This window comes from Ponticoccus sp. (in: a-proteobacteria) (assembly GCF_048381735.1).
In genome coordinates, this window is the sequence record NZ_JBLXGL010000009.1 from 97855 (window position 1) to 110362 (window position 12508).

General features: G+C 68.1%; 14 protein-coding genes and 1 tRNA gene. 9 read left to right on the forward strand and 6 right to left on the reverse strand.

Going from position 1 to position 12508, the window contains the following annotated elements:
* Positions 1-12 precede the first annotated feature (12 nt).
* From ACN5KJ_RS15285 to ACN5KJ_RS15295, 3 genes are all read right to left on the reverse strand, one after another.
* Positions 13-552 carry an AAA family ATPase gene (locus tag ACN5KJ_RS15285; RefSeq protein WP_418594874.1) on the reverse strand — a complete coding sequence of 180 codons (540 nt, stop codon included), beginning with the start codon at positions 550-552 and terminating at the stop codon, positions 13-15.
* Positions 553-720: 168 nt separating this feature from the next.
* Positions 721-796, reverse strand: a tRNA-Ala gene (locus ACN5KJ_RS15290).
* A gap of 92 nt (positions 797-888) precedes the next feature.
* Positions 889-1212, reverse strand: coding sequence for a TIGR02300 family protein (locus ACN5KJ_RS15295; RefSeq protein WP_347166854.1), 324 nt, complete (start codon positions 1210-1212; stop codon positions 889-891).
* Positions 1213-1316: 104 nt separating this feature from the next.
* Here ACN5KJ_RS15295 and ACN5KJ_RS15300 point away from each other — a divergent pair, with 104 nt between their 5' ends.
* Entirely contained in the window at positions 1317-2006 is a 690-nt protein-coding gene (locus ACN5KJ_RS15300; protein ID WP_418594875.1) for a M48 family metallopeptidase, read from the forward strand.
* Between the two features lie 302 nt (positions 2007-2308).
* On the forward strand, positions 2309-2953 hold the full coding sequence (locus ACN5KJ_RS15305; RefSeq protein WP_347166855.1) for a GntR family transcriptional regulator: 645 nt from the start codon (positions 2309-2311) through the stop codon (positions 2951-2953).
* Positions 2954-3342: 389 nt separating this feature from the next.
* Here the strand turns inward: ACN5KJ_RS15305 and ACN5KJ_RS15310 are convergent, their stop codons facing one another.
* A complete protein-coding gene (locus tag ACN5KJ_RS15310; protein WP_418594876.1) occupies positions 3343-4305 on the reverse strand; it encodes an acetyl-CoA carboxylase carboxyltransferase subunit alpha in 963 nt (320 codons plus the stop codon).
* A 112-nt stretch (positions 4306-4417) separates the two neighbouring features.
* Between ACN5KJ_RS15310 and ACN5KJ_RS15315 the strand changes: the two genes are divergently transcribed.
* Positions 4418-5278 (forward strand): AraC family transcriptional regulator, encoded by an 861-nt coding sequence (locus ACN5KJ_RS15315; protein WP_418594877.1) that lies wholly within the window; start codon positions 4418-4420, stop codon positions 5276-5278.
* A 55-nt stretch (positions 5279-5333) separates the two neighbouring features.
* Here ACN5KJ_RS15315 and ACN5KJ_RS15320 read toward each other — a convergent pair whose 3' ends face one another.
* Positions 5334-5924 carry a LysE family translocator gene (locus ACN5KJ_RS15320; RefSeq protein ID WP_418594878.1) on the reverse strand — a complete coding sequence of 197 codons (591 nt, stop codon included), beginning with the start codon at positions 5922-5924 and terminating at the stop codon, positions 5334-5336.
* A gap of 72 nt (positions 5925-5996) precedes the next feature.
* Here ACN5KJ_RS15320 and ACN5KJ_RS15325 point away from each other — a divergent pair, with 72 nt between their 5' ends.
* Together ACN5KJ_RS15325 and ACN5KJ_RS15330 are read left to right on the forward strand one after the other, a co-directional pair.
* A complete protein-coding gene (locus tag ACN5KJ_RS15325) occupies positions 5997-6449 on the forward strand; it encodes an Lrp/AsnC family transcriptional regulator (protein ID WP_418594879.1) in 453 nt (150 codons plus the stop codon).
* Between the two features lie 257 nt (positions 6450-6706).
* Complete coding sequence (locus ACN5KJ_RS15330; protein WP_418594880.1) at positions 6707-7318, forward strand: LysE family translocator; 612 nt, start codon at positions 6707-6709, stop codon at positions 7316-7318.
* 186 nt (positions 7319-7504) lie between these two features.
* On the opposite strand, the gene ACN5KJ_RS15335 is transcribed toward ACN5KJ_RS15330, so the two are convergent.
* Positions 7505-8464: an L-malyl-CoA/beta-methylmalyl-CoA lyase gene (locus ACN5KJ_RS15335; RefSeq protein ID WP_347166861.1), complete on the reverse strand. Its 960-nt coding sequence runs from the start codon at positions 8462-8464 to the stop codon at positions 7505-7507.
* A 264-nt stretch (positions 8465-8728) separates the two neighbouring features.
* On the opposite strand from ACN5KJ_RS15335, the gene dgcN reads away from it, so the two are divergent.
* The 4 genes from dgcN (at position 8729) to ACN5KJ_RS15355 (ending at position 12434) form a co-directional block, all read left to right on the forward strand.
* On the forward strand, positions 8729-9730 hold the full coding sequence (gene dgcN / locus ACN5KJ_RS15340) for an N-acetyltransferase DgcN (RefSeq protein ID WP_418594881.1): 1002 nt from the start codon (positions 8729-8731) through the stop codon (positions 9728-9730).
* A gap of 180 nt (positions 9731-9910) precedes the next feature.
* Positions 9911-10876, forward strand: coding sequence for an N-acetyl-D-Glu racemase DgcA (gene dgcA / locus ACN5KJ_RS15345; RefSeq protein WP_418594882.1), 966 nt, complete (start codon positions 9911-9913; stop codon positions 10874-10876).
* Positions 10867-11517, forward strand: coding sequence for an NUDIX domain-containing protein (locus tag ACN5KJ_RS15350; protein WP_418594883.1), 651 nt, complete (start codon positions 10867-10869; stop codon positions 11515-11517). Before dgcA ends, ACN5KJ_RS15350 begins: the two co-directional genes overlap by 10 nt.
* A 53-nt stretch (positions 11518-11570) precedes the next feature.
* Positions 11571-12434, forward strand: a complete 864-nt coding sequence (locus ACN5KJ_RS15355; protein ID WP_418594884.1) for a D-amino-acid transaminase — start codon at positions 11571-11573, stop codon at positions 12432-12434.
* The last annotated feature ends 74 nt before the right edge of the window (positions 12435-12508 follow it).

A 12508-nucleotide genomic window follows, 5' to 3' on the forward strand; every position in this document is an offset into this window, starting at 1 on the left:
TGGAGATCACGGTCAGATCGCTAATTGCGAGCAGACAAAGTCGGCGCGTGTTGCAATGTCGGCGCGTGGCAACTCCGTGATTTGGTATCCGAGCGCGGTGTAGGTCTCCCGCATGACGGCACAGGTCGCTTCGGCTTCGGCGCGGGTCTGCTTGCGTTCGCTGTCTTGCGTGAAGATCTCATCCCAATATGGCGCCAGGAAGACGCGGGCGTTGTAGGGCGCTACCTTGGCTGCTGTGGTCACATGGGGCGGCACGGGGAGGCCGCAGAGGGTCAGGTAGCCCAGAATGTCGGGAGTGCCCCGGTCGAAGATCACGGGGCCTGAGAGTGCCTGAGCGTCCTCGTAGGCGCGGAGGTCGCGCTCAAGCATCCGTTCGGCATAGGACATGCGGTCCGCCCAGGGGAGGGCGTCTCCGCCGCGCGCCGTCTCCTCGCGAATGACCGCGCGGCCGGATTCGGGGATTGTGTGGAGGCCGCGGCGGGCGAGCTCGGTGATCAGGCTGGTCTTGCCCGCACCGGGGCCGCCCGTCACGACGAAGAAATGGTCGCTCATGGGCCATCCTCGGCTTTGGCAGGGGAAGCGCTGCGCAGCGATCGACGCTCCGAAAGGCGCGGATCAAGGCAGCATGGATTCTCGCAGGGAAAATAGCACCGGTCTGCGTGGCAGAGGCAAATCCTCTGACGAGAAAGGTAGAACTATCTGGTGCTTTTCAGGGGGAAATGGTGGAGCCTAGGGGGATCGAACCCCTGACCTCTTGCATGCCATGCAAGCGCTCTCCCAGCTGAGCTAAGGCCCCATTTCCTTGCGCCGTCACCGGCGCTGTGCGGGGGTGATTACGCAATGCCGCGGGCAGGTTCAAGCGGAAAAATCCTGCCCGCGGCAAAAACTTCAGGACTCGTCTTCCTCGTTCGAGACGTCGGTGATCTCGTCGAGAGAGACGTTGTCGTCATCCTCGTCTTCGAGCACATCGTCGTCGTCCAGATCGACATCGACGTCGTCATCATCCAGAAGATCGTCCTCGTCTTCGTCCTTCTTGGCCTTCGCCTTGGACGCGGCGTCTGCGGCATCCGCCGCGATCATGCTGCGCTTGCCGGTTTCCAGGTTGACGACCTCGCCGGTGTAGGGGCTGACGATCGGATTGCGGTTCAGGTCGTAAAAGCGCTTCCCGGTGGTCGGGCAGACGCGCTTCGTGCCCCATTCTTCCTTGGGCATGGGTGATCCCCTTCAACTCATGGTGCTGTCGACAATCCGGGGGCCATGCCATAGGACGATGGGGTTGTCAAAGGCTTTGCGGGCCGTGTGGGGGCAGGCGGCACATGGGGCAGATAAGGCTCGGCGGAAATCCGGAGATCAGCGTGACGCTGCGCCGCTCGGCGAGGGCGCGCAGGCTGTCGTTGCGGGTCTCGCAACTGGACGGACGGGTCACGCTGACCCTGCCGCAGGCGGTCTCTGAAAGGGAAGGGCTGCGCTTTCTGCGCGACAAGGAAGAGTGGCTGCGCGGCCATCTTGCCAAGCGCCAGGCGGCGGTGGTGGTCGGCCCCGGCGCCCGCCTGCCGGTCGAAGGTGTCCTGCACGAGATCCGGCCGGCCTCCGGCCGTTCGGTGGTTCAGGCCGAGGGGCTGCTGCTGGTGCCCGGAGAGCCCGACCGCATGGCCGCGCGGCTGAAGGGCTGGCTGCGCAGCCGCGCCCGCGACCGCCTGTCGGAGGCCTCGGACCGGTACGCCGCGGCACTGGGGCGGCCCTACAGCCGCCTGACGCTGCGCGACACCCGTTCCCGCTGGGGATCCTGCACCCATGATGGCGGGTTGATGTATTCCTGGCGGCTGATCCTCGGGCACCCGCAGGTGCTGGACTATGTCGCGGCGCATGAGGTCGCGCATCTGCGGCACATGAACCATTCGCCCGACTTCTGGGCAGAGGTCGAACGCCTGTACGGCGACTGGAAGGCCCCGCGGCGCTGGCTGCGGGATCATGGCTCGGAACTGCATCGCTACCGCTTCGACTGACGCAGGTTCGACTGACGCAGGGGCGGGGAAGGGCCGTACCCGGGGGATAGCGGGCACGGCCCCTTGGCAAGGGGACGACGGGGGGACAAAGCCCGCCGCCCATCCAGGCCGGGTGCCGTCGGTCGCCGCCCCCGGGACGAGGGGTCGGGACTTTCGGCGAGGACAGGCACGACAATACGCGCCGTCTTGCGAGGTACACGCGCGAACCCCGCCTTGGGTTGCACGCCAGACAAGAAAAAACCGGGGTGCGGCGCTGTCCATGGTGGCTTGACCCGGCCCGGTTTCGTGATCACAAGCGCCCTATGACCCCCAGTGCCAAGCCTGACAATGCCCCTGCCCACGACCGCGTCTATCGCGGCCTGCGCACCCGCATCATGCTGGGGCAGATCCCGCCGGGCCAGGCCCTGACGCTGCGTGGGCTGGGGCGGGAATTCGGCGTCTCCATGACCCCGGCGCGGGAGGCGGTGAACCGGTTGGTGGCCGAGGGGGCGCTGTCGATGTCGTCCTCGGGCCGGGTCCAGACGCCGGAACTGTCGAACGAGCGGATCGAGGAACTGGCGGCGCTGCGCGCGCTGATCGAGGTGGAGCTTGCCTCGCGCGCCCTGCCGCGCGCCCACATGGCCCTGATCGAACGGCTGCAGACGATCAACAATGCCATCACGGACGTCGTGTCGAACCGCGATGCGGTGGGCTACATCCGCGGCAACCTCGAATTCCACCGCACGCTCTACCTGCGCGCGCAGGCGCCCGCGATGCTGGCCATGGCCGAAACCGTCTGGCTGCAACTGGGGCCGACCATGCGCGAGCTTTACGGGCGGCTGCGCCGGACCGAGGCGCCGCAGTATCACCGGCTGATCATTGCCGCGCTGAAGGCGGGGGACGAGCCGAGCCTGCGCCTCGCCGTGCGGTCTGACGTGACGCAGGGTCTGCGCATGCTGGTCAGCTGAGGGGGCAGGGTCTTCGACGAAGACCCTGGCAGCGGCGAAGTCTGCGTCGAAGACGTCTGGTGCTTGGTGCAGAGCGGCGCCGCTTCTTCGGTCGAGAACCGCAGGCAAGGCCTACGGGGGCAGCGCGCAAGGGGGCGGGTTGTTTCAGCGCCCCTGAAGGCTCCGGCCCCGCAGGGCATCGTCGGGGGCCGTTTTTCCCCGGTGCCTCTGGCCCGGACGATATATCGCCCCGATTCGGGGCGGCCCGGGTCAAAGCCGTCGTGATCAGATCCGGACCTGCTTTCGCCGCCGCCCGCCGTGCGGCGGCAGTCCTGCCCATCGGGCCGGATGGCTGCGCAGATCTCGGCTGGTCCGCTTGCCGGCCGCACCGGCCCGCGCCGGGCGGGGTCTCAGGCGGCGAGGCCCTTGGAGCCCATCGACAGGAATTTCTTGCGCCGTGCCTCGACCAGCTTGGCGCGGTCCATGCCGTCCAGATCGCCCAGCAGCGCCCGCAGCGCGTCGCGCACGCCTTCGAAGGCAGCCGCGCGGTCGCGATGGGCGCCGCCCAGCGGTTCGGGGATGATGCGGTCGCAGACGCCGAGGTTCAGCAGGTCCTGCGCGGTCAGGCGCAGCGCCTCGGCGGCCTCGCGCATCTTGTCGCTGTCCTTCCACAGGATCGAGGCGCAGCCCTCGGGCGAGATCACCGAGTAGACCGAATGTTCCAGCATCGCCACGCGGTTGGCGGTGGCAAAGGCAACCGCGCCGCCGGACCCGCCTTCGCCGATCACCACCGAGACCAGCGGCACGCCGATCTGCAGGCATTTCTCGGTCGAGCGGGCGATGGCCTCGGACTGGCCGCGCTCTTCGGCACCCTTGCCGGGGTAGGCGCCGGGGGTGTCGACCAGCGTGATCACCGGCAGGCCGAAGCGGTCGGCCATCTCCATCAGGCGGATCGCCTTGCGGTAGCCCTCGGGGCGGGCCATGCCGAAGTTGCGTTCGATCCGGCTTTGGGTGTCGTTGCCCTTCTCGTGGCCGATGACCACCACCGGGGTGTCGTCGAAGCGCGCCAGCCCGCCCATCACGGCGTGATCGTCGGCAAAGCCGCGATCGCCGGCCAGCGGCATGTATTCGGTGAACAGCGCCTCGATGTAGTCCTTGCAATGCGGCCGTTCGGGGTGGCGCGCGACCTGGCATTTGCGCCAGGGCGTCAGCTTGCCGTAGAGGTCCTTCAGCAGGGTTGCAGCCTTGCGGTCCAGCGCCCTGGCCTCGTCCTCGATGTCCATCTCCGCGTTGTCGCGGGCCATGGCGCGCAGTTCTTCGGCCTTGCCTTCGATCTCTGCAAGCGGCTTCTCGAAGTCGAGGTAATGGGTCATCGGGGTCCTCCAGAGGGTCGGGCGCTATATGGCTGCGCGGCGCGGCATTTGCAACAAAGCAAGATTTGTCGGGCGCGGGTCTGCCATAAAAGGCCACAGACAGGAGACCGGAATGACAGCCAGCTACGAGACCCGCATCCGCCGCGTTCGGCAGTATATCTTCGACAATCCGGACGGGGACCTGTCGCTGGACGCGCTGGCCGATGTCGCGGCCATGTCGCGCTTTCACTGGCACCGGGTGTTCCACGGCATGACCGGAGAGACCTGTGCGCAGGCGGTCCGGCGCATCCGTGCCCATCGCGCCGCCTGCTGGCTGGTTCAGACCGACTGGCCCTTGGAGACGATTGCCGCCCGCGCCGGCTATGACAACGCGCAGAGTTTTGCCCGCACCTTCAAGGCGCAGTTCGCCATGACGCCCGCCGCCTTCCGCAAGGCGGGCGGCCCCGATCCGCTGGATCCCGATTTCATCAAAGGAGACCCCGCCATGTACCCCGTCGAGATCCGCCCGGCCGAAGAGCCGATCCGCATCGCCGCCCTGCCGCACAGCGGCCCCTACATCGAGATCGGGGGCAGCTTCGAGCAGGTCAGCACCGTGTTCACGGCGCGCGGGCTCTGGCCGCAGGGGCGGGGCATGATCGGTCTTTACTACGACGACCCGGATTCGGTGCCCGAGGCGGACCTGCGGTCCCACGCCGGGATAATCGTGCCAGAGGACTTCGCCATGCCCGAGGGGCTGGAAGAGATCCGCGTGCCGGCGCAGCGCTATGCCGTGGCCACCTACACCGGCCCCTACGCGGGCCTGAAAGGCTGCTACGACTGGTTCTTCGGCAGCTGGCTGCCGGCGTCGGGCGAAGAGGCGGCAGAGGCCCCGTGCATGGAGCTGTATATGAACTCGCCACAGGAGACGGCGCCACAGGATCTGGTGACGAAGATCTTCATGCCGCTTCAACCGGCTTCCGTCACGGCTGAGTAGGGCAGGGCGGGCAGCGCCCGGTGCCCCTTGACAGGGGCGCCGGGGGCCGTCGGTCCTATCGCATCATGGGCAGGACCGAGGCCACCAGCAACACCGCCATGGCCCGGTTGAACCACCGCAACCGCTCGGGCCGGGCCAGCAGGCGCCGGATGCCGGTGCCCATCAGCACCCAGGCCGAGCAGGTGAGCGTGCCGATCCCCGCATAGGTGCCCGCGACCCAGAGGATCGACGGCAGGTCCCGCGCGGCGGCGTAAAGCGTGATCGCCCCCAGCGCCATGGTCCATGCCTTGGGGTTGACCCATTGGAACCCCGCCGCCTGCCACAGGCTCAGCGGGCGGGCGGTTGCCTCTGCCCGGGCGGGGGGCGCGGCATGGGCGATCTTCCACGCCAGCCACAGCAGGTTGGCAAGGCAAAGGGTGCTCAGCACGTCCTGCGTCCACGGCCAGAGCGTGAAGACCTGCATCACCCCCAGCCCGACCGGCAGGATCATCACCGGCAGGCCCCAGACCACGCCCGCCAGATGCGGCAGGGTCCGGCGAAAGCCGAAGTTGGCCCCCGAGGTCATCAGCATCAGGTTGTTCGGTCCCGGAGAGGCCACGGTCACAAAGCAGAAAAGCGCAAGCGCAAGGAAGAGGTCCTGTGTCATGGCGCAACCCTGCGGCGCGCTGCGCGCGATTGAATTGCAAATTGCCTCTCTGTGGGGATAATCTTGCAACAAATGAGCGAAATAGACCAGATCGACCGCCGAATATTGCAAGCCCTGTCGCGCGACGGGCGCCAGTCGAACCTTGCGCTGGCGGAAAAGGTGGGGCTGTCGCCCTCGGCCTGCCTGCGCCGCGTGCAGGCGCTGGAGAAGGCGGGTGTCATCACCGGCTACCGCGCCACGATCAGCCCCGAGAAGACCGGCGTGGGCTTCGTCGCCTATATCGCGGTCGGACTGAACCGGCACACCAAGGCCTCGCAGGAATCCTTCGAGCGCGCCATGGCCGCCGCGCCCGAGGTGCGCGAGTGCCACAATATCACCGGCGCGGTGGAATACCTGCTGCGGGTCGAGACCCGGGACCTCGCCGCCTACAAGCATTTCCACACCGACATCCTCGGCGCGCTGCCGCAGGTGAACACGCTGACCACCTACATGGTCATCGGCTCGCCGGTGGATCACAGGAAATAGCGCGGCGCCGACCCCGGGCCCGGTTTGATGTGCAACAAGAGGGGAGTGTTCAGGCGCGGCGCCGTGCGAGTCCACTGCGTTCAGTGACGCGCTTGAGATACGGCGGGGGGTTGGGGCGCAGTGACCGGTTCGAGCCCCAGCCGCCGGTGTGAATGATGGACAGCCTGTATCATCGTGCCGCGCAAACGGCCGGAGAGGGGCGGCCTGATGCAGTTTATGCTCGAAGATGGTCCCTTGGACGAATAGCATTGCGCCTTATGGATACAATTGCCCTTTCCCTCTTCGCCGCCGCGCTGATCCTGAACGCCGGTACGCCGGGTCCTAGCATCGCCGCCCTCGTCTCTCGCGTCATCACGCGGGGCTGCCGCGATGTCGCGCCCTTCGTCGCCGCAATGTGGCTCGGGGAGGTGATCTGGCTCACTCTCGCCATGGCGGGACTGTCGGCCCTTGCCGAGTCGTTCCACATCGCCTTCGTCGTGCTGAAGTATCTCGGCGTGGCCTATCTCCTCTACCTTGCATGGCGGATGTGGACTGAGCCGGTGGCGGACGAGGGCGAGGCGCTGCCCGAGGCCACCTCCGGCTGGTCGATGTTCGGGGCCGGCATGGCTCTGACCCTGGGCAATCCGAAGATCATGGTCTTCTACCTCGCGCTCCTGCCGACGTTGATCGACCTGTCGGGCGTAACCGTCGCGCTCTGGGCGGCTGTGGCCGCCGTCACGGTGGCGAGCCTCGCTCTCGTGGACCTGGCGTGGATTGCCGCCGCGCACCAGGCGCGCCGCCTCCTGCGGACACCGCGCGCGGTGCGGATCGCGAACCGCGTCGGCGCAGCGTCTCTTGGGGGCGCGGCAGGGGTGATCGCGACAAGGTAGCGACGTGCCTGCGAACGCCCGGATTGTCCGCAAAGCGGTCACGCGCTATCACCAGCGCCCGAAAACTCGGTCGGACGCCGGTTGCCTGCCATCGGGCTGTGGTGGGCGGGGCTCGCCTCGGCTCCGTATCATGCGCGACAGGCGGCCGGGGCCGTCCTTCGGTGCCGCGCAGTGCCCTCGTGGGGGTCAGCCCGCCGCGATCATCTCGGATTGGCGCACGATCACCTCGGCCTGCTTGATCGAGGCGATGTCCACGAGGCGGCCCTTGTAGACCGTGGCGCCTTCGCCTTTGGCCTTGGCCTCTTCCATGGCGGCGAGGATCTCGCGCGCCTCGGTCACCGCTTCCGCCGAGGGGGTGAAGACCTCGTTGGCCAGCGCCACCTGCTTGGGGTGGATCGCCCATTTGCCGACCATGCCCAGCGTTGCCGAGCGCAGGGCCTGCGCGCGATAGCCCTCGTCGTCCGAGAAGTCGCCGAAGGGGCCGTCCACGGGCAGCACGCCATGGGTGCGGCAGGCGGCGACGATGGCGGCCTGCGCCCAGTGCCAGGGGTCCGACCAGTGCTTCTGCCCCTCGCGGATCATGTAGTAGTTTTCCTGCGTGCCGCCGATGCCGGTGGTCGCCATGCCCATGGAGGCGGCGAAGTCGGCGGCGCCGAGGCTCATGGCCTCCATCCGGGGCGAGGCGGCGGCGATCTCTTCCACATGGGCGATGCCCGCGGCGCTTTCGATGATGACCTCGAACTTGATCGGCTTGGTGCGGCCCTTGGCGCGCTCCACGGCGGTGACCAGCGCGTCGACGGCGTAGATGTCACCGGCGCAGCCGACCTTGGGGATCATGATTTGGTCGAGCCGGTCGCTCGCCTGTTCCAAAAGGTCGACCACGTCGCGATACCACCATGGCGTGTCGAGGCCGTTGATCCTGACCGAGAGGGTCTTGGTGCCCCAGTCGACGTCGCCGATGGCCTCGATCGCCAGCTTGCGGGCGGTGTCCTTGTCGTCGGGGGCGACCGAATCCTCGAGGTCGAGGTTGATCACGTCCGCCGCGCTGGCGGCCATCTTGGGCGGCAGCTTGGTGTTCGAGGCCGGGCCGAAGAGCTGGCAGCGGTTGGGACGCGCGGGCGCGGCGGGCTGGATGCGGAAGGACATGGACGATTCCCCTTTGGGTAAGGATGTTTCGTTTGATCTGCCTCACGGGTTAGGAAATTGCGTGGCGCGGCGCAAGTTGTTTTTCTGCCCTGCAGCATGAGCGTCTGCCGTCGTCCGGAACCTGCCGCAGAAATGGAAGTTCTTTCGCGCCGCCCCATCTGTCTGGTGGAATATTCGCGCAATCGCCCTGCGGCTGCCGCAGACAGGCAGGACATCCCGGTCAAACCGTGCAGTCTGCAGGAAAGACGAGACGAAAGGACCATCATGATCGAGACGCCGTACCTGCTGTTCCTCGGAGACGCCCCGGACGGGCTGGCCGCCAAGGTGGCCCAGGGCATTCGCGACTGGCGCCCCGACAATTGTGTCGGCCAGTACCGGATGGAGGGCTGCAAGGCCGACCTGAAGCTGCCCGACATGACGCTGGCCGAGGCCAGGGCGGCGGGCGCCAAGACGCTGGTGATCGGCGTGGCGAACCGGGGCGGCAGGATCTCCGCCGCCTGGAAGAAGGTGCTGGTGGAGGCGCTGGAAGAGGGCTTTGACCTTGCGTCCGGTCTGCACAACCTCTTGCGCAACGAGAAGGATCTTGCGGCGGTGGCCGAAGAGACCGGGCGGGCGCTGCACGATGTGCGCATTCCCTCTGTCGACTATCCCATCGCGGACGGCAGGAAGCGGACCGGCAAGCGCGTTCTGGCGGTTGGCACCGATTGCTCGGTGGGCAAGATGTACACGGCACTGGCGCTGGACAGGGCGATGCAGGAGCGGGGCATGAAGGCGACCTTCCGCGCCACCGGCCAGACCGGCATCCTGATCACCGGCGACGGCGTGCCGCTGGACGCGGTGATCGCGGATTTCATGGCCGGGTCGATCGAATACCTGACGCCGGACAACGACCCGGGCCACTGGGACGTGATCGAGGGGCAGGGGAGCCTGTTCCACGTCTCCTTCTCGGGGGTGACCATGGCGCTGATCCACGGCGGCCAACCGGACGCGCTGATCCTGTGCCACGAACCGACGCGGACCCATATGCGCGGGTTGCCGGGCTATGCCCTGCCGACGCTGGAGCAGGTGCGCGATTCGGCGCTGATGCTGGCGCGGGTGGCGAACCCGGCTTGCGCGGTCGTCGGGGTCTCGATCAATACGCAGCACATGGGCGAGGATGAGGCCGCGGCCTATTGCGCCGAGGTCGAGGCCCGGCTGGGCCTGCCCACGGTCGACCCGTTCCGCCATGGGGCCGGGCGCCTGGCCGAGGCGCTGGAGGCAGTCTGACGCCGGGACGGCGCTGTTTCGCTGACGCGAAAGGCGCCCCGCCCGCCGTCCCGTGGCGGCGCCCCGGTGGCGGGGTCCGCGCTTGCGGCTGGCCGGGGCAGAGGTATTTTGACCAAGAAGAAGCACGGGGCCCGTTCGGGAGGGCGGGCCCCGTGCACGAACCGGAACGAGGCAGGAACCATGAGCATCACCGTCACGCGGGACGTCTTCCCCCTGGCCGAGGCCTTCACGATCAGCCGCGGATCGCGGACCGAGGCACAGGTCCTGACCGTGCAGGTCCGGCGCGGGCAGGTAACCGGCTGGGGCGAATGTGTGCCCTATGCGCGCTACGGCGAGACGCTGGAGCGTGTCGAGGCCGAAATCGCGGGGCTGCCCGAGGGCATCTCGCGGCGCGACCTGCAAGCGGCGCTGCCGGCGGGCGCGGCGCGCAACGCGGTGGATTGCGCCCTGTGGGATCTGGAGGCCAAGGCCTCGGGCCAGCGGGTCTGGGAGCTTGCCGGGCTGCCCGCGCCGGGGCCGGAGATCACCGCCTACACGCTGTCGCTGGACAGGCCGGAGCGGATGGAGGCCTCTGCCCGGAAACATGCGGCGCGGCCGCTTCTGAAGATCAAGCTGGGCACCCCGGACGACATGCCCCGGCTGGAGGCGGTGCGCCGCGGGGCCCCCGAGGCCCGGATCATCGTGGATGCCAACGAGGGCTGGTCGGCGGAGGTCTATGCCGATCTTGCCCCGCATCTGCTGCGGCTTGGCGTGGCGCTGGTCGAGCAGCCCCTGCCCGCCGGTGAGGACGCGGCGCTGATCGGCATGGATCGTCCGGTGCCCGTCTGCGCCGACGAAAGCTGCCACGACCGGGCCTCTCTGCCGGGGCTCGCGGGGAAATACGACGTGGTGAACATCAAGCTCGACAAGACTGGCGGGCTGACCGAGGCGCTGGCCCTGCGCGAGGCGGCGCTGGCCGCAGGCTACGGTGTCATGGTCGGCTGCATGGTCGGGTCCTCGCTGGCCATGGCGCCCGCCGTGCTGGTGGCGCAGGGGGCGCAGGTGACCGACCTCGACGGGCCGCTGTTGCTGGCCGGGGACCGCCGCACGCCGCTGGTGTTCGACGACCGGGGGGTGCACCCGCCGGAGGCGGCGCTGTGGGGCTGACCGCGCGCTGGCAGGTGCTGGAAGAGCGCGTCCTGTCCGACAACTGGGGGCTTTTGAAGACCACGCGGCTGCGGCTGACAATGGCGGATGGCCATGTCTCGGAGCAATGGCGCGAGACCTACGATCGCGGCGATGGCGCCGTCATTCTGCCCTGCGACCCGGCGCGCGGCCATGTCCTGCTGGGCCGCCAGTTCCGCTGGCCGGTGGCCTACAACGGCGAGGCCGAGCCCTATCTGATCGAGGCCGCCGCCGGTCTGCTGGAGGGCGCGGATCCGGCGGAGCGCATCCGCGGCGAGGCATCGGAAGAGCTGGGGCTGGATCTGGCCTCGGTGCGGTTCCTCTTTGCGCTCTACATGACGCCGGGCTCGGTCACCGAGCGTCTGCATTTCTTCACCGCCACCTATGCCGCCGGGGACGCGCGGGCGCGGTTCGGCGGGCTGCGCGAGGAGGGCGAAGAGATCGAGATCCTCGACCTGCCGCTGGCAGAGGCGCTTGCCATGGTTGCCGACGGGCGGATCCGCGATGCCAAGACGGTGATCCTGTTGCAGCACGCTGCGCTGCACCTGATGCCCGATGCGGCCCGCCGTCAGGCGGGCGGGCCGCCAAACGGTGGTCTTGCGGTGGCATCCCCGCGCGCCTAGAACTCGGCCCGAGCCAGACCGGCCCCGCGCGGGCCCCCGAAGGAGCCATTGCCATGACCCGTACCGTCTACGTCAACGGAGAGTACCTGCCCGAGACCGAGGCCAAGGTCTCTATTTTCGACCGCGCCTTCCTGATGGCGGACGGGGTCTACGAGGTGACCAGCGTGCTTGACGGCAAGCTGATCGATTTCGACGGCCACGCGGTGCGGCTGGAGCGCTCGCTGCTGGAGCTCGACATGGGGGTGCCGCTGAGCAGGGACGCCCTGCTGGAGATCCACCGCGAGCTGGTGCGCCGCAACGACGTGGTGGACGGGATGATCTACCTGCAGATCACCCGTGGCGCGGCGGCGGATCGCGACTTTGTCTTCCCGGACCCCGAAGAGGTGCCGCAGACCGTGGTGCTGTTCACCCAGTCCAAGCCCGGCATGGCCGACAGCCCGGCGGCGAAGACCGGGATGCGGGTGATCTCGATCGAGGACCAGCGGTGGGGCCGCCGCGACATCAAGACGGTGCAGCTGCTCTACCCGTCGATGGGCAAGATGATGGCGAAGAAGGCGGGCGTCGACGATGCCTGGCTGGTCGAGGACGGCTATGTGACCGAGGGCACCAGCAACAACGCCTATTTCATCAAGGGCAACACCATCGTGACCCGCGCGCTGTCCAGCGATATCCTGCACGGCATCACCCGGGCCGCCGTCCTGCGCTTTGCCCGCGAGGCGCAGATGACCGTCGAAGAGCGCAATTTCACCATCGAAGAGGCGCAGCAGGGGGATGAGGCCTTCATCACCTCCGCCTCGACCTTCGTGATGCCCGTGGTCGAGATCGACGGCGTCACGCTGGGAGATGGCAAGCCGGGCCCGAAGGCCCTGCGCCTGCGCGAGATCTACCTCGAGGAAAGCCGCAAGGCGGCAATCTGACCACAGGCTGACCACAGGCCGCGCCTGTCCCGGACAGGGGATCACGCGGCCCCGGCAAGGCTCTGATCCGGCGC